General features: G+C 66.8%; 22 protein-coding genes. 14 read left to right on the top strand and 8 right to left on the bottom strand.

Annotation, left to right across the window (positions count from 1 at the left end; translation table 11 throughout):
- Window positions 1-28: 28 nt before the first annotated feature.
- Together hpxO and ACWDSI_RS06750 are read right to left on the bottom strand one after the other, a co-directional pair.
- Entirely contained in the window at window positions 29-1189 is a 1161-nt protein-coding gene (gene hpxO / locus ACWDSI_RS06755; RefSeq protein WP_449745158.1) for an FAD-dependent urate hydroxylase HpxO, read from the bottom strand.
- A 72-nt stretch (window positions 1190-1261) separates the two neighbouring features.
- Complete coding sequence (locus tag ACWDSI_RS06750; protein WP_449745157.1) at window positions 1262-1906, bottom strand: TetR/AcrR family transcriptional regulator; 645 nt, start codon at window positions 1904-1906, stop codon at window positions 1262-1264.
- A 522-nt stretch (window positions 1907-2428) separates the two neighbouring features.
- Between ACWDSI_RS06750 and nrdH the strand changes: the two genes are divergently transcribed.
- The 5 genes from nrdH (at window position 2429) to nrdF (ending at window position 7328) form a co-directional block, all read left to right on the top strand.
- Complete coding sequence (gene nrdH / locus ACWDSI_RS06745) at window positions 2429-2662, top strand: glutaredoxin-like protein NrdH (RefSeq protein WP_449745156.1); 234 nt, start codon at window positions 2429-2431, stop codon at window positions 2660-2662.
- Window positions 2663-2725: 63 nt separating this feature from the next.
- Window positions 2726-3199 (top strand): class Ib ribonucleoside-diphosphate reductase assembly flavoprotein NrdI, encoded by a 474-nt coding sequence (nrdI, locus tag ACWDSI_RS06740; protein WP_449745155.1) that lies wholly within the window; start codon window positions 2726-2728, stop codon window positions 3197-3199.
- An 82-nt stretch (window positions 3200-3281) separates the two neighbouring features.
- Window positions 3282-5489, top strand: coding sequence for a class 1b ribonucleoside-diphosphate reductase subunit alpha (gene nrdE, locus ACWDSI_RS06735; RefSeq protein ID WP_449745154.1), 2208 nt, complete (start codon window positions 3282-3284; stop codon window positions 5487-5489).
- A 28-nt stretch (window positions 5490-5517) separates the two neighbouring features.
- A complete protein-coding gene (locus ACWDSI_RS06730; RefSeq protein ID WP_449756063.1) occupies window positions 5518-6261 on the top strand; it encodes a maleylpyruvate isomerase family mycothiol-dependent enzyme in 744 nt (247 codons plus the stop codon).
- 65 nt (window positions 6262-6326) lie between these two features.
- Window positions 6327-7328 (top strand): class 1b ribonucleoside-diphosphate reductase subunit beta, encoded by a 1002-nt coding sequence (gene nrdF / locus ACWDSI_RS06725; protein ID WP_449745152.1) that lies wholly within the window; start codon window positions 6327-6329, stop codon window positions 7326-7328.
- Between the two features lie 13 nt (window positions 7329-7341).
- On the opposite strand, the gene ACWDSI_RS06720 is transcribed toward nrdF, so the two are convergent.
- The 3 genes from ACWDSI_RS06720 to ACWDSI_RS06710 form a co-directional block, all read right to left on the bottom strand.
- Window positions 7342-8346, bottom strand: a complete 1005-nt coding sequence (locus ACWDSI_RS06720) for an FUSC family protein (RefSeq protein WP_449745151.1) — start codon at window positions 8344-8346, stop codon at window positions 7342-7344.
- A 74-nt stretch (window positions 8347-8420) separates the two neighbouring features.
- Window positions 8421-9236 (bottom strand): SWIM zinc finger family protein, encoded by an 816-nt coding sequence (locus tag ACWDSI_RS06715; protein WP_449745150.1) that lies wholly within the window; start codon window positions 9234-9236, stop codon window positions 8421-8423.
- Entirely contained in the window at window positions 9233-12223 is a 2991-nt protein-coding gene (locus ACWDSI_RS06710) for a DEAD/DEAH box helicase (protein WP_449745149.1), read from the bottom strand. Before ACWDSI_RS06710 ends, ACWDSI_RS06715 begins: the two co-directional genes overlap by 4 nt.
- A 273-nt stretch (window positions 12224-12496) precedes the next feature.
- On the opposite strand from ACWDSI_RS06710, the gene ACWDSI_RS06705 reads away from it, so the two are divergent.
- Complete coding sequence (locus ACWDSI_RS06705) at window positions 12497-13903, top strand: DUF2252 domain-containing protein (protein WP_449756206.1); 1407 nt, start codon at window positions 12497-12499, stop codon at window positions 13901-13903.
- A gap of 10 nt (window positions 13904-13913) precedes the next feature.
- On the opposite strand, the gene ACWDSI_RS06700 is transcribed toward ACWDSI_RS06705, so the two are convergent.
- A complete protein-coding gene (locus tag ACWDSI_RS06700) occupies window positions 13914-14879 on the bottom strand; it encodes an ABC transporter substrate-binding protein (RefSeq protein ID WP_449745148.1) in 966 nt (321 codons plus the stop codon).
- A gap of 394 nt (window positions 14880-15273) precedes the next feature.
- On the opposite strand from ACWDSI_RS06700, the gene ctaD reads away from it, so the two are divergent.
- Genes ctaD through ACWDSI_RS06680 form a run of 4 tightly spaced genes read left to right on the top strand, consistent with a single transcriptional unit; the run spans window position 15274 to window position 19496 of the window.
- A complete protein-coding gene (gene ctaD / locus ACWDSI_RS06695) occupies window positions 15274-17052 on the top strand; it encodes an aa3-type cytochrome oxidase subunit I (protein WP_449756062.1) in 1779 nt (592 codons plus the stop codon).
- Window positions 17053-17057: 5 nt separating this feature from the next.
- The gene (serB, locus tag ACWDSI_RS06690; protein ID WP_449745146.1) at window positions 17058-18281 is read left to right on the top strand and encodes a phosphoserine phosphatase SerB; all 1224 of its coding nucleotides are present in this window, start codon (window positions 17058-17060) and stop codon (window positions 18279-18281) included.
- A 5-nt stretch (window positions 18282-18286) separates the two neighbouring features.
- On the top strand, window positions 18287-19051 hold the full coding sequence (locus ACWDSI_RS06685; RefSeq protein WP_449756061.1) for a peptidyl-tRNA hydrolase: 765 nt from the start codon (window positions 18287-18289) through the stop codon (window positions 19049-19051).
- A complete protein-coding gene (locus ACWDSI_RS06680; RefSeq protein WP_449756060.1) occupies window positions 19044-19496 on the top strand; it encodes a cupin domain-containing protein in 453 nt (150 codons plus the stop codon). The genes ACWDSI_RS06685 and ACWDSI_RS06680 overlap by 8 nt, the downstream gene beginning before the upstream one ends.
- A gap of 23 nt (window positions 19497-19519) precedes the next feature.
- Here ACWDSI_RS06680 and ACWDSI_RS06675 read toward each other — a convergent pair whose 3' ends face one another.
- Window positions 19520-20515, bottom strand: a complete 996-nt coding sequence (locus tag ACWDSI_RS06675; protein WP_449745143.1) for an LLM class flavin-dependent oxidoreductase — start codon at window positions 20513-20515, stop codon at window positions 19520-19522.
- Window positions 20516-20613: 98 nt separating this feature from the next.
- Here ACWDSI_RS06675 and ACWDSI_RS06670 point away from each other — a divergent pair, with 98 nt between their 5' ends.
- The gene (locus ACWDSI_RS06670; protein WP_449745142.1) at window positions 20614-21465 is read left to right on the top strand and encodes an ABC transporter ATP-binding protein; all 852 of its coding nucleotides are present in this window, start codon (window positions 20614-20616) and stop codon (window positions 21463-21465) included.
- A 118-nt stretch (window positions 21466-21583) separates the two neighbouring features.
- The gene (locus ACWDSI_RS06665) at window positions 21584-22408 is read left to right on the top strand and encodes an NUDIX hydrolase (protein WP_449756059.1); all 825 of its coding nucleotides are present in this window, start codon (window positions 21584-21586) and stop codon (window positions 22406-22408) included.
- Window positions 22409-22453: 45 nt separating this feature from the next.
- Here ACWDSI_RS06665 and ligD read toward each other — a convergent pair whose 3' ends face one another.
- Window positions 22454-23449 (bottom strand): non-homologous end-joining DNA ligase, encoded by a 996-nt coding sequence (ligD, locus tag ACWDSI_RS06660; protein WP_449756058.1) that lies wholly within the window; start codon window positions 23447-23449, stop codon window positions 22454-22456.
- A gap of 75 nt (window positions 23450-23524) precedes the next feature.
- Between ligD and ACWDSI_RS06655 the strand changes: the two genes are divergently transcribed.
- Complete coding sequence (locus ACWDSI_RS06655) at window positions 23525-24313, top strand: enoyl-CoA hydratase/isomerase family protein (RefSeq protein ID WP_449745139.1); 789 nt, start codon at window positions 23525-23527, stop codon at window positions 24311-24313.
- 87 nt (window positions 24314-24400) lie between these two features.
- Window positions 24401-25375, top strand: coding sequence for a class I SAM-dependent methyltransferase (locus ACWDSI_RS06650; protein ID WP_449745138.1), 975 nt, complete (start codon window positions 24401-24403; stop codon window positions 25373-25375).
- Window positions 25376-25384: the final 9 nt, after the last annotated feature.

The following is a 25384-nucleotide window of genomic DNA, read 5'->3' as shown; positions in this document are numbered from 1 at the left end:
CGGTCGGGCCCGGTCGCCCGATGACGGGTCAGGACGTGAGCGGTCCGCCCATGATGTTGCCGACGATGCCGCGGATGATGTTGGAGCCGTCCTCGTCGCGTAGCTCGGCGTACCAGGCGGACGTCTTCTCCGGGTCCTTGCCGTGGGTGACGTCGCAGCGCTTGCGGGCACGCAGCACCAGGTCGCCCGCTCGCTCGGTGCGAGACGCCTCGTAGGCGACGAGCGCTGCATGGACGTCGTCGGGGTGTTCTTTGAATGCGAACTGCAGTGCCACAGCGTCTTCCATGGCCGAACAGCCGCCCTGACCGATGTCGGGTGTGGTGTTGTGGGCGGCGTCGCCGAGCACCGCGACGCGGCCTTTGACCCAGGTATGGAACGGATCGAGGTCGAGGATCTCCACACGGTTGGTGGTGGCGGGGTCGAGGGTCTCGATGAGCTTTTGCACACCCGGTGCCCAGTCGGCGAACTCCTCGGCGAGTACTTCGCGGGCGGTGCCGCGCTCAAAGGGTTCGCCCTCGGGCATCGGAACATCGAAGAAGAAGTAGAAGCGGTCGCCGGCCACGGGCATCACCGAGACCCGGCGGCTGTCACCGACGTAGGTGGTCCACTCGGTGGCCGGGCCGATCGAGGGGTCGGTGGCGACGAGGCCGTTGAAGTTGACGTACCCGGCGTAGCGCCGGGTGACCGGGCCGCCGAGGACGTATTCCCGGGTGATCGACTTGGCGCCGTCGGCGCCGATGACCACGTCCGCGGAGTCGGAGGTGCCATCGGTGAACTCGACCGTCGCGGCATCGGGACCGTCGGATACCGACGACATCCGCTTACCGAAGTGGATGTCGTCGATTCCGTAGGCCTCCATGAGCATCAGCTGCAACTCGGCGCGTGCGATGGGGTAGGGGCGCTGCCCGACCTCGTCGATCAGCGGCTGCATGCTGAAGCGGCACATGGTGTCTCCGGTGTGCCCGTCGATGTAACTCATGGTGTCGACGATGCCGCCGAGGTCGGCGGTTTCCTTCTCCAGCCCGAGATGGTTGAGGCATTTGACGCCGTTGGACCAGACGGAGATGGCCGCGCCCACCGGCTTGTTCTCGGTGACCTGCTCATAGACCTCGACATCGAAGCCGAGCTGTTTGAGTGCGATCGCCGCACTCATCCCACCCATTCCCGCGCCGATGATGACAGCCTTCACGGTCGTTCCTTTCGCCAGGTGTCACCAGGCTAAAGGGGATCGGACTCGTCCGCGCGTCGAGTAGGGGTGGGGTCAGCGAGGACCCAGTCCGGCGGCCAACGTGGTGACCATCCGCTCCCAACTGGCCAGGATCGACGCGTAATCCAGGCCGACCACACGGGTCAGGTGCCGCAGGGGGGCGGCGCCCAGCGGCGCCAGAATCGCCGTCGCCACGACGTCGAGTGGGTCGGGGAACCCGACCTGCCGCAACAAGATCTGGACGTGCTGGGTGGACGCCCGCATCACCGGGTGATCCCAGAACTCCCCGTTGTCGGTGCCCGCCTCGAGCAGGATGTCGAGGTGGTCGAGGTTCATCTTCAGCCGCGCGCGTCCATAGGCGAGGAGTCGGTCGAGCGGATCAGCGCCGGGACCCAGCGGTACGGGACCCGAGAGGTAGGCCTGTTGCAGTTCGGACTCGGAGTGGTTGAGCAACGCGAACATCAGTCCGGTCCGGCTGCCGAAGCGGCGGAAGACGGTGCCTTTGCCCACCCCGGCTTCGCGCGCCACGGCGTCCATCGTCACCGCGGCGGCGCCGTGGTTGTCGATGAGACTCTTGGCCGCCGCCAGCAGCAGCTGCCGGTTGCGGGCCGCGTCTGCGCGTTCGGTGTCTGCGCGTTCGCTGTCCGGGCGCCCGTGCACGTGCAACGGGAGCGGGCCGTCCTCGATGTGCTTGCGCATGCGATGAGCCTAACGGTCGACAGGATGGTGAACGGGATGAGACCCGATCGTGTGGGAATTAATCGGACCATGGTCCGGTTGTCTCACTCCAGTGTAGCGATTCGGCGCCGTGAAACATTCCCTGACTGTGTGTCGGGCGTTGGTCTGGGCACCGGCTCTCGCCGGCGGCGGATACGGGTGAATCACACGATTGTGATGCGTCGAGCGCGTTTCGGTCGTCGGCGCGCGCCGCGACGCGCCGCGACACGCGGCAATTCGAGATTCTGCACCGCCGGTGACCAGCGACTTTCACGAATGTGATTCACAACTTCTAGTGGTGACCCCAAATGTCAGACACTAGGTGTAGTGTTTTCCACACCAGCAAGGCCGACGACGAACCCCGGAATGGGCGACTCGGAGAAGGCGGTGGATCGGTGACCTGAGTCACATAGTTCACTCTGGGAAACCGTCCGAACCGCCAGTGTTTCGTAGCGAGCCACACCAGGACTCCTCGACTACCTCACCTTCTGAAGGAGCGATCGAATGGCCATCACCGTCTACACCAAGCCGGCCTGCGTCCAGTGCAATGCCACCTACAAGGCTCTCGACAAGCAGGGTCTGTCCTATGAGGTCGTCGACATCAGCCAGGACGCGGAGGCCCGCGATTACGTGATGGCGCTCGGTTATCTGCAGGCCCCGGTGGTCGTGGCGGGCGATGAGCACTGGTCGGGCTTCCGTCTCGACCGCATCAAGGCGCTGGCCGCGGCAGCTGCCTGAGGTTCGCGCCCACGATCCGAAGGGGAAGCCGGATCGATCATGATGTCCACCGACTCAACATCCATGCAATCACCCACCACCACGGCGGGTCCGCTGGTGGTCTATTTCTCGTCCGTGTCGGAGAACACCCACCGCTTCGTCGGCAAACTCGGCGTGCGTGCCGTGCGCATCCCGCTGAGTGGCGGCGTGGCGGGGGGTGTGACCGTCGACGAGCCGTACGTCCTGATCTGTCCCACCTACGGGGGTGGAAAGGTGTCGTCGGGTATCGGCGGCGGCTTCGTGCCCAAGCAGGTGATCAAGTTCCTGAACAATCCGCACAACCGTTCGCTGATCCGCGGCGTGATCGCCGGGGGCAACACGAATTTCGGTGAAGAGTACTGCCTCGCCGGCGACATCGTCTCCGCGAAGTGCTCGGTGCCGTATCTGTATCGCTTCGAACTGATGGGCACCGCCGAGGACGTGGAGCGCGTCCGTCGCGGACTCGCCGAGTTCGCCGAGAGCGATGCGTTCGCGACATCGGTCGCCCGCGGCGCCTGACTGTCGCACCCCGTTACTAGCCTCGTTCGTGTCAGCACCGTCCTCAGCCATACCCCATCCTCTAGCTGCACAGGAGTTCTTCGTGTCGCCAACCACATCCCTCTCCGACGCGACCACCGACACCACCACCTCGGCCAGCAAGTCGGGAGTGCATGCCGGGCCGTCGGGTCACGATCCGGGCGAACTCGACTATCACGCGCTCAACGCGATGCTGAACCTGTACGACGCCGACGGGCGGATCCAGTTCGACAAGGATCGTGAGGCGGCGCACCAGTACTTCCTGCAGCACGTCAATCTCAACACCGTCTTCTTCCACGACCTCGACGAGAAGCTCGACTACCTGATCGAGGAGAATTACTACGAGGCCGAGGTCCTCGAACGGTATGACCGCGAGTTCGTCAAGCTGCTCTTCGGGCACGCGTACGCGAAGAAGTTCCGCTTCCCCACATTTCTCGGCGCGTTCAAGTACTACACGAGCTACACGCTCAAGACCTTCGACGGCAAGCGTTACCTCGAACGTTTCGAGGACCGCGTGTGCATGGTGGCCCTGACGCTGGCCGACGGCGACACCGCGCTGGCGCGCAATCTGGTGGACGAGATCATCGACGGCAGGTTCCAGCCGGCCACGCCCACGTTCCTCAACTCGGGCAAAAAACAGCGCGGTGAGCCGGTTAGCTGTTTCCTCCTTCGCATCGAAGATAATATGGAATCCATTGGGCGGTCGATCAATTCGGCTCTCCAGCTGTCCAAGCGGGGCGGCGGTGTGGCGTTGCTGTTGAGCAACATTCGCGAGCACGGCGCACCGATCAAGAAGATCGAGAACCAGTCGTCGGGTGTCATCCCGATCATGAAGCTCCTCGAGGACTCGTTCTCCTACGCCAACCAACTCGGCGCCCGCCAAGGCGCCGGTGCGGTGTACCTGCACGCGCATCATCCCGACATCTACCGGTTCCTCGACACCAAGAGGGAGAACGCGGACGAGAAGATCCGCATCAAGACGCTCAGTCTCGGCGTGGTGATCCCCGACATCACCTTCGAGTTGGCCAAGAACAACGACGACATGTATCTGTTCAGCCCGTACGACGTGGAACGTGTCTACGGGGTGCCCTTCGCCGACATCAACGTGACCGACAAGTATCACGAGATGGTGGAGGACCGCCGGATTCGCAAGACGAAGATCAAGGCACGCGAGTTCTTCCAGACCCTGGCGGAATTGCAATTCGAATCGGGCTACCCCTACATCATGTTCGAGGACACGGTGAACCGGGCCAACCCGATCGACGGCAAGATCACACACTCCAACCTGTGCTCGGAGATTCTGCAGGTGTCGACACCGTCGACGTTCAACGACGATCTGTCCTACTCCCATGTGGGCAAGGACATCTCGTGCAATCTCGGCTCGCTGAACATCGCCAAGACGATGGATTCACCCGACATCGGACAGACCATCGAGACGGCGATTCGCGGGCTGACCGCGGTGAGCGATCAGACCGCGATCACCTCGGTGCCCTCGATCGAGAAGGGCAACAACGACTCTCACGCGATCGGTCTGGGGCAGATGAATCTGCACGGTTACCTGGCGCGCGAACGCATCTTCTATGGCAGCGAAGAAGGAGTGGATTTCACGAACATCTACTTCTACACCGTGTTGTTCCACGCGTTGCGGGCATCCAATGCGATCGCGCGTGAGCGTGGTCGTGCCTTCGCCGGGTTCGAGCGTTCCACCTACGCCTCCGGTGAGTTCTTCGACAAATACACCGACCAGGAGTGGTTGCCCGCCACCGACAAGGTGCGGGAGTTGTTCGCACAGGCCGAGATCGCCATCCCCACCCAGGACGACTGGCGCGAACTCAAGGCAGCGGTGGCGCGCGACGGGATCTACAACCAGAACCTGCAGGCGGTGCCGCCCACCGGGTCGATCAGCTACATCAACCACTCGACGAGTTCGATCCACCCGGTGGCCGCCAAGATCGAGATCCGCAAGGAGGGCAAGATCGGCCGCGTCTACTACCCGGCGCCATATATGACCAACGACAATCTGGACTACTACCAGGACGCCTACGAGGTCGGGTACGAGAAGATCATCGACACCTATGCGGCGGCCACCCAGCACGTCGACCAGGGGCTGAGTCTCACGCTGTTCTTCAAGGACACCGCCACCACTCGCGACGTCAACAAGGCCCAGATCTACGCGTGGCGCAAGGGGATCAAGACGCTCTACTACATCCGGCTGCGCCAGATGGCCCTTGAGGGCACCGAGGTGGAGAACTGCGTCTCCTGCATGCTGTAGCGCAGGCGGCTTCACGGGAGCAGACCGCATGGAACCAGAACAGTGGCTCGCCGCGATCAAGTCGGAGAGCGAGATCCTCGCATCGACGTCGGTCGGTGATTTGGCGATCGCCGTGCCGTCCTGCCCGGGCTGGACGGTGCACGACCTGCTCGGGCATGTGGGTGCGGTCCACCGGTGGGCTGCCGACCGGGTTGCGGGCACACGGCTGTACCGCGGCTACGACGGTATCCCGGTGCCCGGTCCGGACGCGGTGATCGACTGGTACGTCGAGGGGCGTGACCAGTTGGTGAGCACGTTGGGTTCGCACGACCCCGACGATCGCGCATCCACATTCGTCGGCGAACGCACCGTCGCGTTCTGGTACCGGAGACAGGCGCACGAAGTTGCCGTGCATCGGTGGGATCTGGAGTCGGCGACGCAGCCGCCGGAGCCGACGCCGATTCCCGCAGCGCTGGCCACGGATGCGATCGACGAGTGGTTCGAGGTGGTCGCGCAGCGCTCCATCGCCCGCGGGCCCGGAGTGCCACCCGAACTCGCCGGGCGGTCGATGCACCTGCACGCCACCGACGTCGACGACGGTGAATGGTCTGTCGACATCACCGCAGACGGCTTCGAGTGGCGTCGTGAGCATTCGAAAGCCGATGTGGCGCTGCGTGGTTCGGCAGCAGACTTGCTGCTGACCGTCTGGCACCGCATACCGCGCGACGACGTCGAGCGCATCGGCGACCACTTTGTGGCCGCTCGTGTCCTCGACCTCGTCCACGTGACCTGACCGATCCCACCTCCACCGACCCCAGTTCGCACCATGAACATCAACCCGCCACAGGAGGCGACACCATGACCGCAGGGACGCACAGCCCCGCCGACGGCGCACCGATCAAGCTGGTGAGCCGGGTCTCGGCCATCAACTGGAACCGCGTCACCGACGAGAAGGACGCGGAGGTGTGGGATCGCCTCACCGGCAACTTCTGGCTGCCGGAGAAGGTGCCGGTCTCCAACGACATCCCGTCGTGGAACACGCTCACCGCATACGAGAAGGAACTCACCATGCGGGTGTTCACCGGGCTCACCTTGCTCGACACCATCCAGGGCACGGTGGGAGCGGTGTCGCTCATCCCGGACGCCACCACCCCGCACGAGGAAGCGGTGCTCACCAACATCGCGTTCATGGAGTCGGTCCACGCCAAGAGCTACAGCTCGATCTTCTCCACCCTGTGTTCCACCAAGGAGATCGACGAGGCGTTCCGCTGGTCGGAAGAGAACGACCAACTGCAGCGCAAGGCCAGGATCGTCATGGACTACTACCGTGGCGACGATCCGCTCAAGCGCAAGGTGGCCTCCACGCTGCTCGAATCGTTCCTGTTCTACTCCGGCTTCTATCTGCCGATGTACTGGTCGAGCCGGGCCAAGCTCACCAACACCGCCGACCTGATCCGACTGATCATCCGCGACGAGGCCGTGCACGGTTACTACATCGGCTACAAGTATCAGCGTGGGCTCGAGACACAGTCACCGCAGCGTCGGCAGGAACTCAAGGACTACACGTTCGAGTTGCTGTTCGACCTGTACGACAACGAGTCCGACTACACCGAGGCGCTCTACGACGAAGTGGGTCTGACCGAGGACGTCAAGAAGTTCTTGCGGTACAACGCCAACAAGGCGCTGATGAACCTCGGCTACGAGGCGATGTTCCCGCGCGACGACACCGACGTGAACCCGGCGATCCTCTCGGCGCTGTCACCCAACGCCGACGAGAACCACGACTTCTTTTCCGGGTCGGGCAGTTCGTATGTGATCGGCAAGGCCGTCAACACCGAGGACGAGGACTGGGACTTCTGACGGCTGCCGGCGGTCACCGTGACGAGCGGGCTCGGCGGTGATTGCCGACCCAGGTGTCGAGGGTGGTGAGCGCCAAGGCCATCACGATCGCCGCGAGCACCGCTTCCACGTGCTCGAGAGCCAGCGACCACGTCGATTTTCCACTGGACGTCAGTAGCACCGCGGGCGTCAGGAAGATCACGTACATCGTGTAGTCGTGGGCGCGGATGTAGGCGAGGCAGAGTACGACACAGATCGCCGCCAGGATCAACGGGATGGGCGATGGCAAGGCGCTGAGCGCACTCGCGGCCAGGGCGCCGGCGATGGTGCCGATGATCCGTTCCCGCATTCGAGAACTGCGCATCGGGGCATCCACCGCCAAGATCATGCAGAAGGCGAGCAGCGACCACTGTGCGCGCGGCAACTCGAACGGTGAGAGTTCTGCGACCAGGAAGATGATCAGGCATCCCACCGCGAGGTACAGGCCGCTGCGCAACTGGTCGGACACCTTCTCGGCGGGTACGGCCTCGGACAGGTCCTCGTCGGCGTCGGAACCGGATCTGCTCGCCGCGAGAACAATGGCACCGATCACCGCCAAGACGGCACCGATTGTCGCTCCGAGCACCACCTGCCAGGCCTGGGCGCCGGTGGACGGCATCGCGGCAAACAGGATCAGATTGACCGGCGATCGCGAGATCGTGGCCACCTGGCCGAACCGAAGCACCGACTGCGCCAGGCACACCACGACGAGCGCCACCACGAGGAGTGCCAACCCTCCGGTGCCGTCACGGTGCTCGCCGATGACGTAACCCACCACGGCGACGATGAGCGCCCAGCCTGCGGCGGCAAACAGCCAGCGCAGCGGGAGCCGCATCGCCGGTGCAAGGAGAAGCAGCACACAGAAGTACGACGACAAGGCGGTCGGCATTCCGAACGCAGCGCGGATACCGAGCAGAACGGCCGCGGCCGCGACGACGATCCCGGCCGAGGAGAGGATGAGCGTGGGGTCGAGCCGGAGCCGTGTCACTAACGTGTGCACGCGCGACGTGGTGGGTTGGTCCGTTCCTGAATGCTCTTGCACCGCACGACCTCCGTGGTTGGCGGAGGCACATACTACGCGCCGGATCCCTCCGGTGCGTCGCGAGGATCGAGCCGGTCGTAGAGGTCGCCGAGCTGGTCGATGGCCTCGGCGATATCGCCCGGGGCAACACCGGACGCCCGCAGCGCCGTCCGCAGCGCGGTGGTGTCGAGGTCGGTGAGCGGATTCATCCGCGCAGGACGCGGCAGCGCCGGAAGCGGGGAGTGGTCACCGTAGAAGTCGTTGCCGGCCGGCGGCGTGCGGCCGTCGTCGCCCGAAGCGTCACCCCGCGGAGCGCCCGCGGCGCGATCGTCGAGCGCGTCGAGGATCGATGACAGGTCCGTGCCCATCACCGTCAGCAACGTCAGCGGTGAGCGGTCGATGTCGGCGGCCACCTCGTAGGCCACCGCGAGCACGTGGATGCAGCGCGACGACTCGTCCGGACACGTGCAGTCCGAGACGACGTCGGCCGATTCGGTGGGGCCGAGCAACCCGCCGAGCATCGCCGGCTGTTGGCCGCGTGTCACCGACATCACGTCATCGACCCCACCGTTGGCCCGCAGCAGCTCGGCGACCGTCGCGGCATCGACGGTGCGCATCGTGAGGGTCACCTCGAACGGCTCGAGCTGGCTGCCCTCCACCGACGCGGTCACCCGTCCGGGTGTGATGGCCGGCCGATGTACGTGTCGGTCTCGAAAGTATCTGCGCGCCTTGGCGATACGACGGCTGTCGGCCGACTCGGTGATCTCGCCCACGCCCGCGATGTCGGCGCGTCCCTCCACCACGTCCACAAACGTGCGCGACCAGCGCGTCAACGCGTATCCCCGCACCGGGACCGTTCCGCGGCTCATTCGCTGACCGCCTCGTCGCGTAGCCGGAACAGGTCGAACAACTCGTCGTCGCCGAGATCGGAGATCCAGTTCTCGCCCGCGGCGACGGTGAGCCGCGACAATTCACGCTTCTTGGCAACCATGTCGTCGATGCGTTCCTCGAGTGTCCCCACGCAGACGAACCGGCGGACGTGCACATGCTGATGCTGACCGATCCGGTACGCGCGATCGGTTGCCTGGTCCTCGACGGCCGGATTCCACCATCGGTCGACGTGGATCACGTGGTTGGCGGCGGTCAGATTCAACCCGGTGCCGCCGGCCTTCAACGTGGCCACGAGGATCGGGGGTCCGGTGTGCCCCGACCCGAACTCCCCGACGATCCGGTCGCGTTCGGTGCGCGTGACACCGCCGTGCAACAGCGGAATCGGCGTCTCGAGCAGATCGCCGAGCCACGCCGAGAGCATCTCGCCGAAGACTGCGAACTGGGTGAAGACCAGGGCGCGGTCACCGTCGGCGACCAGGGTGGCCGCCATGTCGCCGAGCAATTCGACCTTGCCGGAACGGTGCTGCTCGCGGTGCATGATCGCCGAGCCGTCACCGAGGTAGTGGGCGGGATGGTTGCAGACCTGTTTGAGGCGGGTGAGGGCGGCGAGGACGGTTCGCCGGCGCATCGCGCGTTGCTGCTTCACGCGGAGTGCGGCCATCAGATCGTCGATGATCGCGCGGTAGAGGGCTGCCTGTTCGACGGTCAGGTTGGCGCGCACCGTGATCTCGGTCTTCTCCGGCAGATCGGTGATGATCGTCGGGTCGCTCTTCTCCCGCCGCAGGATGAACGGGCGCGTGAGACCGGTCAACCTGCGCAACGCCCCGGGGTCGCGGTCACGTTCGATCGGCTCGGCGAAACGTGCGCGAAAGACGGACGCAGATCCGAGCATTCCGGGATTCACCAGGTCGATCACCGCACGCAGATCCTCCAGCCGGTTCTCCACCGGCGTTCCGGTCAGTGCCAGTCGATGGGCGGCCGGAATCGACCGCAGCGCCTTGGCTGCCGCGGTGTTGACGTTCTTGACGTGCTGGGCCTCATCGACCACCAGGCGCCGCCATGACCGGCCCGCCAGGAGTCCGCGATCGCGGGTGGCGATCGCGAAGGTGCTCAACACCACGTCGACGCCGTCGGTGCGTGTGCCGAACTCGCTGCCGCGCGCACGGTCGGCGCCGTGGTGCACCACCACCCGTAGGTGCGGTGCAAAGTGCTGCAGCTCGCGAAACCAGTTGCCCACCACTGACATCGGACAGATGATCAAGGTGGGTTCGGTGACTGCGCCAGGGGGTGTGGACTCCCGTTCACGGCACAGCAGTGCGATCACCTGAACGGTTTTGCCCAGGCCCATGTCGTCGGCGAGGACACCGCCGACCCCGAGTGTCGACAGATACCAGAGCCAGTCGAGTCCACGGAGTTGGTAGGGACGGAGTTCGGTGGCCAGTGCCGCGGGGGGACTCAGTGGCGCCGGCCGCAGCGCGCCCCCGGCCGCGATGTCGTCGAGCCAGCCCAACCCTTCGACCGAGGTCACGGGTACGGGCGCGTTGCCGGCTCCGTCGACCACCAGCCCGAACAACTCGCCCATGTCGGCGGGTTGGTCGGTGGCGCGCAGGGCGCGCTGGGTCCGGATGAATGCTGCCGCGCGGGTCAGGGCGGCGCCCTCGGCGCGCATCCATACTCCGCGAACCCGGACCAGATCGCCCTTCTGGCGCGACAATTCGTCGAGGTCACCGTCGGTGAGTGTGACGGCCTCGGGATCGTCGCCCAGCGACAGACGCCATTCGAACTCCCGCACCTCACGCAACCCGACCATTCTGGCCGGCGCGCCGCCACCGGGAACCGGTGTCGCCCGCACACCGAGGACCGGCCGCACGTCGGCGATCGTGCGCGGCAACAGAACCGGGAATCCCGCATCACCCAGGGCGGCGGCTCCCTCGGCGAACAACTGCTCCACCGCGCGGGTACCCAGCAGGAAATCGAGCGTGGTGCGGTCCGGTTCCGCCTGGGCGAGTTCCCCGAAAGCCCGCACCGCCGAAGCGAGTTCGGTGGTCATCTGGTCGAGGTCGTGGGCGTCGAGACGATGGGGGAGCACCGGTTCGGTGTGGCCGTCGGGTGCCCGGCGACACACCTGCAGGCGCCACCGGGGCTCCGCGATGGCGATGTCGGGTTCCCACTCGCCGAAGGAATCGTCGGGAGCGGGTAGATCCTCGGGCTCGTGCAGCCGGAAGATCAGTGTCGAATCATCTTGCGGTGCACTGCTGTTCCACTGACTCCAGGCCGTCCGGGTGGCCGGATGGCGTGCCTGCGGTGGCACCGTGGCGCCGTCGACCAGGGAGGCGAGCACCGGCGTGGACGGTGCGACCGGGCCCAGGCGCGGTATCGACGCGGCGAGGCGGGAGCGGCATTCGAAGTCTGTCAGTTCGGCGGCGAGGTCACCCAGCGCGGACGCACCCCCGTTGTCCAGGAGCACCTGCGGCGCGCCCGCGGCCACCACCGTGCACCAACTGCGCCACGACGGGGTGGGAATCGGCTGCCACCGCGCCACGGTCTCCCCGGCGACGTCGACGACGGCCGGCACCACCGCGCCCGCATCGACGAATCGGCGAACGCCGTCGAGGATCAGCCGGCACCAGCGGACATCCCCGCCGACCGGCAGGGACCGGGTGGCGTCGAGCAGGGTGACGGCCGACGACGTCCCCAACGTCATTGCGGAGACGAAATTTCGGTGGCCGTCGGGCCCGATGAGTGCGATGTCGCGGCGAAAACGTTTGCCCGCCAACAGTGTGGACACGGCGTCGGGGAGTGCGGTACCGGTCTGGTGAGGAGATGTGGCAGGGAGCTGGTCTCCGGCCGGGGTGGAATATGCGGGGTCCAGCCAGACGGCCAGGCCGATACCCGGGCGCCACAGCACATGCAGTCCGGACGCCGACACCGCCCCGACGCGATCTTCGGAGACGGTCGACCCCATGAAGCCACTGTAACCGGGACGGCCGACACCGGTTTGGACACAACTGCCGGGTATGCGAGCAGACCGGTCCACACTTGACCCATGACGACACCACTCGGCGACGGCGATACGACAGACGGCGATACGACAGACGGCGATACGACAGACGGCAACACGTCAGGCAGCGACACGTCAGACGGCGATACGACAGGCAGCGATACGACAGACGGCGACACGACAGGAATCGACACGCCGAACGACGACATGGCCGACGTGCCCGTCACCGAACCGGACATGTCTCCGTCGGATCCCACCACCGCCGCCGGGCCATCGACCTTCAGCGCCGCGCTGGCTTCCGGTCCCACCAAGTACTCGACCACCCGCAATCCCGTCGGGAAGGCGGCGCGCAAGGTCGTCCCGCGCAGTCAACTCGGGCAGTGGGATCCGTCGCGGCGTGGCCACGATGCCCTACAGACCATCCTGGCGCAGAACGAGATCCGCGATCAACGGCTCGTCCCCATCCGGCATGGCCGGATGTCGAAGTCGCCCTGGACGTATTACCGGGGTGCCGCCGCGGTGATGGCAGCCGATCTGGCGTCGCGGCCGAACACGGGGATCCACGTACAGATGTGCGGCGACGCCCACGTCCTCAACTTCGGGCTCTGGAACACCCCCGAACGCACACTGGCGTTCGACCTGCGCGACTTCGACGAAACCCTGCCCGGTCCGTTCGAGTGGGATCTGCTGCGGTTCCTCGCGAGCCTGGTGGTGCTCGGCCGCGACAACGGGGTCACCGAGGACGCCTCGGTCGACGCGGTTCGCGCCGGCTTCACCGCCTACCACACGTCGATGCTGGACTACGCGGGCTGGCCCATTCTGGACGTGTGGGCGGAGACGATCTCAGCCGACGAACTGTCCGGGTATCTGGCGCCGGCGCAGGGCGCCGAACTCGACAAGGCCATCACCAAACGGGCCAAGAAGCGCACCAGTCGCGGCGCGTCGAAGAAGTTCACCCACATCGTCGACGGACAGCGGATGATCATCGAGGACCCGCCGTACCGGGAACACCTCGACGGCTCGGCCACTGATCTACTCGACGAGATCGTCGTGAAGTACTACGGGTCGCTCGGCGAGAGGGTTGCGGCGCTGCTACGTCGCTTCGACATGGTCGACGCGGTTCAGCAGGTGGTCGGCGTGGGCAGTGTGGGCATGCGCGTGTTCTTGACACTGCTGGAGGAGCACGTGACCGCCGACCCCCTGTTCCTGCAGGTGAAGCAGGCCGCGCCGTCGGTGTACGAGAAGTTTCTCGCACCCAGCGTGTACGCCAATCACGGCCAGCGGGTGGTCAATGGTCAACGGCTGATCCAGAGTGCTTCCGACATGTTCCTGGGCTGGACCCGGATCGGGGACGAGGAGTTCTACGTGCGGCAGTTCCGCGACGGAAAGGTGATCCCCGACGGTCCCGGCGTGGCCCACGTCCTCGATGCGTTCGCCAGTGCGTGCGGGCACGTGCTGGCCCGCGCTCATGCCCGCAGCGGGGACGCTCGCGCCATCGCCCAATACCTCGGCAAGTCGAACAAGGCCGAGGATTCGGTGGTCTCGTTCGCACAGGCCTACGCCGACCAGACCGAACGCGACCATGCCCAGTTGGCCGCGGCGGTGGCCGACGGGTCGATCCCGTCGGCTCCCGGCTGGCCATGACCGGGCGGAATCACTCTCCGGCGGAGCTGCCGTCCAGCGAGCCCTTCACGTCGTTGAGCACCAGCCACGCCGCGGCCAGCCCCGACGTGCCGTACCAGATCTCGTCGTTGACGGCGAGCACGCGCTTCCAGGTGGGGGCGCCCATGTCGAGCCAGCGATCACTGAGGAGCACCTCCTTACCGCGCGACAATCCGGCGGGACCGTCGAAGCTGACATAGATGAGGTCGGCGTCGGCGTCGGAAAAGTTCTTGTCGGTCACCGTGATGGTGCCGGGCCGGCGCTGCGAGGCGGGACGCTGGACGCCGATCATCGACAGGATCTGTCCGGCGAAACTCTCGGTGCCCTCGATCACCTCGCCGTTCGGAGTGAAACGGACCAACGAGACCTGGGAATGGGCGGCATCCATGCGCCGTCCGGTTCTGGTGGCCTCGGTGCGGAACTCGTCGAGCAATCGGGGGGCGCTCTGGCCTCGCCCGAGGGCGTCGGCGACCTCGGTGAACTGCTGCTCCCAATCGCCGGGTGCGATGGTCGCCACCCTGGTGCCACCGAATGCGGCGGCCGAGGCGGCGGTCGCGGGGGTGGTCAGCACCACGTCGGGTGCGGCCGACTTCACGGCCGCGGCGTCGGGGGCGGTGCCGATCGCCGGGACGGAGGTCAGCTGCGGACCGAGGTACTGCGGGACAGAGCCCGGTGCTGCGGTGACCGCGGTGACCTTCGGACCGATCCCGAGCGCGCAGACCGCGTCGAGGAGCCCTGGGTCGGTGACCACGATGCGGTCGACCTCGGCCGCTGCATCGTCGGGTGCGGTCGGAGCCAGGCAGGTGTGTGCGTAATCGCGGTCGGCGGAGACGACGTTGACCTGCGCGATCCTGGTGGTCGACGTCGAGATCGGCTTCCCGTCGGGGGTGGTCAACGGGGCGTCCTGCCCGCAGCCGGCCAGGCCGACGGCAAGCGCACAGATCCCCGCCACGAGCATCGTCCCCACCGTGCGTCGGCCCGATCGGATCGGGTCACGACGGCTCCCGTGAGGGGTCATCGCACCTGGGAACACACCGCCGCTTCGCACCGCAACAAACTAGCATCGGTGCATGTGACGCCCGCCCGGCGCACGGCGCGTCCCGCGCCTTCCCCAACCTGTGTCCGGGGGTCACGTTCCGGGGGTGTCGCGAGCCCGGCGCGTCGAGGGTGTTCGGCATGCTGACCTGCCGTGACGGCTCGGGCGGCCAAATTAATACGACAGATCGTAGGACCCGCTCGGCCGAGGGGCTGAGAAGGGTTTAGGATCGGTAATCAGCGCTCGGTTTGTTCATGTGCCGACAGAGTCTTTAGTCACGACGTGACGAGGCCAATGGTCGGCAAGAGGAGGATCTGTGACCGCGGTTGACCAGCCCACCACGCAAGTGGAATCAGTGCGTCCGTATCCGGCGCGCTACCAGCCCAAGGGTTCGTTCATCTACAAGCTGATCACCACCACCGATCACAAGCTGATCGGGATGATGTACATCACCGCCTGCTTCGCGTTCTTCCTCATTGGCGGTCTGATGGCGCTGCTGATGCGCGCCGAGCTTGCGCATCCGGGGATGCAGTTCCTCTCCACCGAGCAGTTCAACCAGCTGTTCACCATGCACGGCACGGTGATGCTGCTGATGTACGCGACGCCGATCGTCATCGGCTTCGCCAACTTCGTCCTGCCGCTGCAGATCGGTTCGCCCGACGTCGCGTTCCCGCGGCTCAACGCCTTCGGCTTCTGGCTGTTCGTCTTCGGTTCCACCGTGGCCATCAGCGGCTTCCTCACCCCGGGTGGTGCCGCCGACTTCGGTTGGACCGCCTACACCCCGCTGACCGACGCGGTGCACTCCCCGGGTGTGGGCGCCGACCTGTGGATCATGGGTCTGGGCGTTTCGGGCCTGGGCACCATTCTCGGCGCGGTCAACATGGTCACGACCGTCGTCTGCCTGCGTGCTCCCGGCATGACGATGTTCCGGATGCCGATCTTCACCTGGAACATCCTGGTGACCAGCGTCCTGATCCTGCTGATCTTCCCGCTGCTGACCGCGGCCCTGCTCGGCCTCGAGGTGGACCGCCAGTTCGGCGCGCACCTCTACGATCCCGCAAATGGCGGTGTGATCCTGTGGCAGCACCTGTTCTGGTTCTTCGGTCACCCCGAGGTGTACGTCATCGCGCTGCCCTTCTTCGGCATCGTCTCCGAGATCTTCCCGGTTTTCAGCCGCAAACCGATCTTCGGGTTCTCCGGCCTGGTGTACGCCACCCTGTCGATCGCCGCGCTGTCGGTGGCCGTGTGGGCGCACCACATGTACGTCACCGGTTCGGTGTTGCTGCCGTTCTTCTCGTTCATGACGTTCCTGATCGCGGTGCCCACCGGCGTCAAGTTCTTCAACTGGATAGGCACGATGTGGAAGGGACACATCACCTTCGAGACGCCGATGCTGTTCTCCGTCGGCTTCATCGTGACGTTCCTCTTCGGTGGTCTCACCGGCGTTCTGCTGGCCAGCCCGCCGCTGGACTTCCACCTCTCCGACACCTACTTCGTCGTGGCGCACTTCCACTACGTGCTCTTCGGGACGATCGTGTTCGCCACCTACGCGGGCATCTACTTCTGGTTCCCCAAGATGACCGGCCGGATGCTCGACGAACGTCTCGGCAAGTGGCACTTCTGGCTGACGTTCATCGGCTTCCACACCACGTTCCTGGTGCAGCACTGGCTGGGCAACGAGGGCATGCCGCGTCGTTACGCCGACTACCTGCCGTCGGACGGATTCACCACCCTCAACGAGGTGTCCACGGTCGGCGCGTTCATCCTCGGTCTCTCGACGCTGCCGTTCCTGTGGAACGTGTTCAAGAGCTACCGGTACGGCGAGGTGGTGACCGTGGACGACCCGTGGGGCTTCGGCAACTCGCTGGAGTGGGCCACCAGCTGCCCGCCGCCGCGGCACAACTTCACCGAGCTGCCGCGCATCCGGTCCGAGCGCCCCGCGTTCGAGCTGCACTACCCGCACATGGTCGACCGCATGCATGCCGAGGCGCACGTCGGATCGCGAAGCGGCCACGACAGTGCATCCGCCGAATCCGTCCGACGTGAGCCACTGGTGACCGGAAGTCACGAGGCGTCCGGGGATCCCGACCGCTGAACTCGGTGGAACACCCCACACCGGTACTGATCACCGTCACCGGCCCGGACAAGCCCGGCGTCACCTCGGTACTCATGGGCGCGCTGGCCAACCAGCGAGTCGATCTGCTCGACGTCGAGCAGGTGGTCATCAACGACCGGCTCACCCTCGGGGTCATGGTGTCGGTGGGCGGCGACCCGGAGGAACTGCAGGACATCGTCGAGCAGGCGATGGCATCGGTGGGTATGGAGGTCATCGTCGAGGTCGGTGGCGCCACCACCGGGCATCCGCCGTCGAGTCACGCGGTGGTGCTGCTGGGCAGTCCGGTCACCGCGAGAGCCTTCCGTGCCGTGGCCGCTCAGCTCGCCGGGCAGAACGGCAACATCGACTCCATCCGCGGGGTCGCCGATTACCCGGTGACCGGCCTGGAACTCATGGTCAGTGTGGCCGGCCGCAACGACGTGGCCGCCGACGCCGCACTGCGCAAGGGTCTCGCCGCGGTGGCCGCCAAGCACGGCGTCGACATTGCGGTGGAACGCGGGGGACTCGCGCGGCGGGCCAAGCGACTCATCGTGTTCGACGTGGACTCCACCCTCATCCAGGGCGAGGTCATCGAGATGCTGGCCGCCCACGCCGGACGTGAGGCAGAGGTGGCTGCGGTCACCGAAGCCGCCATGCGCGGCGAAATCGACTTCTCCGAGTCGCTACACCAGCGAGTGGCCGCATTGGCGGGACTCGACGCCCGCGTCCTCGACGAGGTGGCCGCCGACCTCACCCTCACCCCGGGGGCGCGCACCACGATTCGGACGTTGCACCGGCTCGGCTACCACTGCGGACTCGTATCCGGCGGTTTCCGGCAGGTGATCGACGGGCTGGCACATGAACTGGAATTGGATTTCGTGCGGGCGAACACCCTCGAGGTGATCGACGGCAGACTGACCGGGCGGGTGATCGGCGAGATCGTGGACCGACCCGGCAAGGCGCGGGCGCTGCGATCGTTCGCCGACCAGGTGGGCGTGCCGATGGAGCAGACAGTCGCCGTCGGCGACGGTGCCAACGACATCGACATGCTCAGCGTCGCCGGACTCGGGATCGCCTTCAACGCGAAACCCGCACTGCAAGAGGTGGCCGACGCCGCGCTCAACTATCCGTTCCTCGACGCGGTGCTGTTCATCCTCGGCGTCACGCGTGACGAGATCGAGGCTGCCGACGCGGCCGACGGTGTGCTGCGACGCGTGCCGCTGCCGTGACGGGCATGCCCGATGCCGACGATCCCTTTTCCGACGCCTACCGCAGGCTCACCGGGTACGTGGGGGGCGCCGACGACCCACCCGACCCGGCCGACGTGCTGGCCATGCAGATGGTCCTGCACATCGAGAAGACCGATCCACCCGACCGCACCGACCTGCTGGTCGCGGCGGCACGGGCGGTGGCACTCGCCTGCCTCGACGACCGATCCGGTGCGGACGGACCGTGGGGAGCGCCCATGCAGGCGTGGTGCGACGCGCGGATCCGAAAGATCGCGCGGCGTGCTCGCGGTGCGCAATGGCATGCCGCACAAGAGGTCTGGGGGTTGACCGCGACCGAGGGCAACGCCGCGGCGAGAGCCCTGGTCCCGGGCCGGGTGGGTGATGTGGATCGCCGCATCGCACGGCTGCAGATCGGTGGCACCGACGTCGCCGGCGAGCTGCCCACGGCGCCGGCGGTACCGGGCGTGTGCCTGTGGGTGAACCCGACACTCGAGATGACGGTGGGCAAGCTCGCCGCTCAGGTGGGACACGGGTCGATGCTCGCGGTCCGGTTGCTCGACGCGGCGGATGCTCGTGCATGGCGCGATGCCGGTTGTCCCTTGCGGATCTGCTCGCCCGACGAAGCCGGCTGGACGGATCTGCTGGCCGCCGAGGCCGCCGGGCGGGCGGTGGCCGTGCGCGATGCGGGTTTCACCGAGATCGCACCCGGATCGGTGACGGTCATCGCCGACATCACGAGCGGCATCGAGACAGGGTCGCCGCATGGATGACCGTCGTCTGCCCGAATGGGCGCGTGAACTCGATCTCTCGCCCCATCCGGAGGGCGGCTGGTTCCGCGAGACGTGGCGCAGTGAGGTGACGCTGCCGGCCGACGTATTGCCCGACGGCTATACCGGTCCACGCGCGGCCGGCACCGCCATCGTGTTCCTCCTGCTGCCCGGTGAGGAGTCGGCGTGGCACACGGTGCGCGGCAGCGAGATCTGGCTGTATCACCGGGGTGCACCGGTCGAACTCGACCTGGGCGGCGCGGCGACGGCACCCGCATCGGGCGAGTCCGTGCTCGTCGGCCCCGATGTGGCGGCCGGACACCGACCCCAGGCCCTCGTTCCACCAGGACACTGGCAGCGGGCACGGTGCAGCGGTGACGAGGCATCCCTGGTCAGCTGCATCGTGGTGCCGGGGTTCGACTTCGCCGACTTCGCGCTCGAGGAATGATCACACCGAAGCGATGATCACCCTCAGGTCGCGGGCTGTGACGGAGTGAGTGCCGGCGCGAGATGTCCCAGGGTGCTCATCCACACGTCGCGATCCGGGGCCACCGACGCCACGATCAACTCGTCCGCGTCGGCATGCCCGGCGAACCAGTCGAGATAGGAACGCACCTCGGCGGGCGTACCCACACCGGTATAGGTCATCATCTGGTCGATCTGACGACCCTGAGGCATCGACAGCACCGCATCCGCCTCGTCGTCGGTGAACTGCCTGCCCCGACCGAAGAGCGCACTGACCCGCTGCCGCTTTGCCTGCAGCAACTGCGCCCGCGCGAGGTCGCCGTCGTCGTCGGCGATGACGCAGACGCCGGCGATCACGTACGGTTCGGCGAGTTGTTCCGACGGCTGGAACTGTTGCCGGTAGAGCGCCACCGCCTCGGTGAGCGCCTGCGGCGCGAAATGTGACGCGAACGCGTAGGGCAGACCGAGTGCCGCGGCCAGCTGCGCGCCGAACAGCGAGGAACCCAGAATGTAGAGCGGCACATCCGTACCGGCGCCCGGGGTGGCCGCGACCCCCTGGATGCGTGACTGGCCGCGCAGATAGCCCTGCAACTCCAGCACATCGGAGGGGAACCGGTCCGCGGAGGCGATGTCGCGCCGCAGAGCGGTGAAGGTCTGCTGGTCGGAGCCGGGAGCCCGGCCCAGCCCGAGGTCGATGCGCCCGGGATGCAGTTCGGCCAATGTGCCGAACTGTTCGGCGACGGTCAGTGGCGCATGGTTGGGCAGCATCACCCCGCCGGCACCCAACCGGATGGTCGAGGTGTGCGCAGCGACATGCGCGACGAGCACAGCGGGCGCCGATGAGGCGATGGATCGCATGTTGTGATGCTCGGCGTACCAGATTCGGCGGTATCCCCACCGCTCGGCGTTGCGGGCCATTTCGGTTGAGGCGGCGAGGGATTCGGCCACGGTCTCACCGCGACCGACCTGCGCGAGATCGAGAATCGACAGATCGATGGACATGTCAATGGCAAGGCTGCGGCGCCGCTCGGTATTCCCGACGCCCGCGTCCGCCGACACTTCGGGACAGCTACGCACGCGACGGCGTCCGGTAGGGCACGATGGGACGCGTGAGCGCCAGCGATACGTCCGATCCCGATCTGCTCATCGACTTCCGTGACGTGAGTCTGGTCCGTGGCGGAAACACGCTTGTCGGGCCGATCACCTGGCAGGTGGAACTCGACGAGCGGTGGGTGATCATCGGACCCAACGGTGCCGGAAAGACGTCGCTGCTGCGCCTCGCAGCCGCCGAACTGCACCCGACGGCCGGCGTCGCCTACCTTCTCAACGAGCAGCTCGGGCGGGTGGAGATGCGCGAACTGTCCACCCGGATCGGTGTGAGTGGCCCCGGGCTGGCCGACCGGGTACCCGACGACGAGATCGTCACCGACGTGGTGATCTCCGCCGGCTACTCGGTGATCGGACGCTGGCGGGAAACCTACGACGAGACCGACCGGACACAGGCCATCGAATCCCTGGAATCCATGGGCGCCGAACACCTCGCCGACCGTCGGTTCGGCACGCTCTCGGAGGGAGAGCGCAAGCGGGTGCTCATCGCGCGTGCGCTGATGACCGATCCCGAGTTGCTGCTGCTCGACGAGCCCGCCGCCGGACTGGACCTCGGTGGCCGCGAAGAACTCGTGGACCGGCTCGCCAGGCTGGCCGCCGACCCCGACTCTCCCGCGATCGTGCTGATCACCCATCACGTCGAGGAGATCCCACCCGGATTCACCCATGCGATGCTGCTGTCGGAGGGTGAGGTGGTCGAGCAGGGTCTGATCAAAGATGTGCTGACCAGCAAAAACCTGTCCGCCACATTCCGGCAGCAGATCACCCTCACCAAGGACGGCAACCGCTTCTTCGCCCGCCGGTCACGGCGCGCGGGCGGTCATCGGCGCGCCGCGGCCGACTGAGCACGCCCGCCGACGTCACCGCGGGGTAGCCCACGTCACACTGTGCGGTAACGTTCGCCGCGAGGGTGCATTGCCACCGTGGCACATTCGGGTTCCGCCGGGACCGCAGGAGGTCGTCGTGAGCCAATCGGAGAGCGTCGGGGCGGCGGCCGTGGCCCCGTTGCGGGACGCTGCGACCGTGGTCCTGGTGCGCGACGGCGTGTCGGGGGTCGAGGTGTTTCTGCAACGCCGTGTGCAGCAGATGGCGTTTGCGGGTGGCATGACCGTCTTTCCCGGCGGTGGCGTGGACGTCCGCGACAGCGACGCCGACCCTGCCTGGACCGGACCGGACGCCCGGTGGTGGGCGGCGCGTTTCTCGACAACACCCGACCTCGCCCAGGCCCTGGTCTGCGCCGCGGTACGGGAGACGTTCGAGGAGTGCGGGGTGCTGCTGGCCTCACGTGCAGACGGCACGTTCGCCGATCCCGCGTCGCTCCGCGACGATCGGGACGCGCTGGTGGCCAAGGAATTCTCGTTCGCGGAGTTCCTTCGCAGGCGCGAACTCACGCTGCGTGCCGACCTGCTGCGCCCGCTTGCGCACTGGATCACGCCGAAGAACGAAAAGCGCCGATACGACACCCGGTTCTTCCTCGCCGCGGTACCGGCGGGACAGACACCCGACGACGCCACATCGGAGGCCGAGGTGGCGCGCTGGGCCGGCGCGCGCGACGCACTCGCCGCCTGGGAGTCGGGCAAACATTTCCTGCTGCCCCCCACGTGGGCGCAGCTCACCGAGGTGGCGCGCTTCGACTCCGTCGACGATCTCCTCGACGCCGAGCACCCCATCGAGCCGATCGAACCCGACGTCAGCGTGGGTGAGGGGCTCGCCGCGTTACGCTTCGCCCACTCCGACGACTACTTCGCCGGTCTCGGCGACCAGGCACCTCCCGCATTTCTGCGTTGAGGCCCGTTTCGGCGGCGCCCGGACCGGCCGCCTGATGGACGTTGTTCAGCGGTCGAGGTCGACGACGTCGGGATCTGTGCCCGCAGGCGCGTCGCCGTCGGCCTCGTCACGGTCGGCCCACTCCAGCAACGTGTCGAGGCGGAACGCGACATCGTCGATCTCGGCATGCAGGTCGCCGAGTTCGGCAAACCGCGCGGGCATGGTGGCGATGGTGAAGTCGTCCGGCTCGATCCGGTCGATCTCGTCCCAGCCGACCGGCGCCGACACGGTGCCCCGCGCGTTGCCGCGCACCGAGTACGCCGAGGCCATGGTGTGGTCGCGCGCGTTCTGGTTGTAGTCGACGAACACCGCGGCCGGGTCGCGGTCCTTGCGCCACCACGTGGTGGTGACGTCGTCGGGAGCCCGCCGCTCGACCTCACGGGCGAAGGCCAGCGCGGCGCGGCGCACCTGCGGGAAACCCCACTCCGGCGCTATCCGCACGTAGATGTGCAGGCCGCGGCCACCGGAGGTCTTGGGGAAGCCCCGCACACCGAGATCGTCGAGCACCCCGTGCGCGACGTGCGCCACCCGCCGGATGCGCTCGAAGTCGCACTCGGGCATCGGGTCGAGATCGATCCGCCACTCATCGGGTGCCTCGGGGTCGGCGCACCGTGAGTTCCAGGGGTGGAACTCGACGGTGGACATCTGAACCGCCCAGATCACACTGGCGAGTTCGGTGACGCACAGTTCGTCGGCGATCCGGCCGAAACGCGGAAAGTAGATCTGGGTGGTCTGCAGCCAATCGGGGGCACCGGCGGGGATCCGCTTCTGATGCACCTTCTTGCCGCTGACCCCCTTGGGGAAGCGATGCAACATGCACGGGCGCTGCCGCAGCGCACGCACGATGCCGTCACCGACGGACAGGTAGTACCGCGCGAGGTCGAGTTTGGTTTCTCCGCGCTCGTCGAAATAGATGCGGTCGGGGCTGGAGAGCCGGACGCTGCGCTCGCCCACGTCCAGAGTCACCGGGTCGCCGGCATCGCCGGACGCCGAGGAGGGCATGTGCCCACTGTAGGTGCCCGCACCGCGGGGTGGGCCACGTCACGACGCCGACGTGGCGGGCGGTAGCCTTCGACCATGGCTGAGTTCGTGACTCTGGAAACATCCGACGATCATCCCGGCGTGGGCACCATCCTGCTCAACCGCCCGCCGATGAACGCCCTGAACCGGCAGGTGCAGACGGAACTCGCCGCCGCCGCCGCCGAAGCCACCGACCGCGACGACATCAAGGCCGTGGTGGTCTACGGCGGGCCCAAGGTACTGGCCGCGGGCGCGGACATCAAAGAGATGGACACGATGACCTTCGCCGAGATGAGCAAGGTCGCCGGCAAGCTGCAGTCGGGCCTCGGCGCCATCGCCGGCATTCCCAAACCCACCGTTGCAGCGATCACGGGGTACGCGCTCGGTGGTGGACTCGAAGTTGTTCTGGGCGCCGACCGGCGCATCGCGGGCGACAACGCGAAGCTCGGCGTACCCGAGGTGCTCCTCGGGGTGATCCCCGGCGGCGGCGGCACGCAGCGGCTGGCGCGCCTGGTGGGTCCCGCCAAGGCCAAGGACATGATCTTCACCGGCCGTTTCGTCGGGGCCGCCGAGGCCCTCTCGATCGGACTCGTCGACGAGGTGGTCGCCCCCGACGAGGTGTACAACGCCGCGCTCGCGTGGGCCGGGCAGTTTCGCAATGCGGCGTCGATCGCGCTGGCCGCGGGCAAGAAGGCGGTCGATCAGGGTCTCGGCGTCGACCTCGACACCGGACTCAAGATCGAGGAACAGCTGTTCGCGTCGCTGTTCGCCACCAAGGACCGTGAGATCGGCATGGCATCGTTCATCGAGAACGGACCCGGTAAGGCCGTCTTCACCGGCGAGTGACCGGCCCGGCCGCTACGGTGTGACGATCCGGGCATCCCGCCACCGCCGATGCCCGGGAGCGATGAGAGTGTGAGAGAGCAGAGGACGATGACGACCACGCCCACCCCCGATACCGATCCGGAACCCAATCCGCATGCCACGGCCGACGAGGTTGCCGCGGCGCTCGACGACACCAAGCTCGCGCAGGTGCTCTACCACGATTGGGAAGCCGAGACCTACGACGAGAAGTGGTCGATCAGCTTCGACGACCGGTGCATCGACTACGCGCGCGGACGTTTCGACGCCGTCGCCTCCGAGGTGCCGCTGCCCTACGGGAGGGCCATGGAACTCGGCTGTGGGACGGGCTTCTTCCTGCTCAACCTGATGCAGTCGGGGGTGGCGAAAAAGGGTTCGGTCACCGATCTGTCGCCGGGCATGGTCAAGGTGGCGCTGCGCAACGCCGAGAACCTCGGACTCGACGTCGACGGCCGGGTGGCCGACGCGGAAAAGATCCCCTACGACGACGACACCTTCGACCTCGTGGTCGGACACGCTGTGCTGCACCACATTCCCGATGTCGAGCAGGCGCTGCGCGAGGTGCTGCGCGTCCTGAAGCCGGGTGGTCGGTTCGTCTTCGCCGGTGAACCGTCGACCATCGGCGATTTCTACGCACGCTGGATGAGCCGGGCCACCTGGTACGCCACCACCAACCTCACCAGGTTCGGGCCGCTGCGGTCGTGGCGCCGACCCCAGGCCGAACTCGACGAGTCGTCGCGGGCCGCGGCACTCGAGGCGGTCGTCGACATCCACACCTTCGATCCCGACGAACTCGCCGGCATCGCACGCGCGGCGGGCGCCGCCGAAGTCGACACCGCCACCGAGGAACTCGCGGCGGCGATGCTGGGATGGCCGGTGCGGACCTTCGAGGCCGCGGTGCCACCGGACAAGCTCGGCTGGGGGTGGGCGCGGTTCGCCTTCGGCGGATGGAAGCGGATGACCTGGCTCGACGAGCACGTCCTGCGCAAGGTGGTGCCGCCGAAGTACTTCTACAACGTGGTGGTGACCGGCACCAAGCCGGAGTGAGCGGTCGGG

This window comes from Gordonia sp. NPDC003429 (assembly GCF_053588575.1).
Note: the sequence above shows the minus strand (reverse complement) of the source record. Positions and strands in the feature narration are given on the sequence as shown.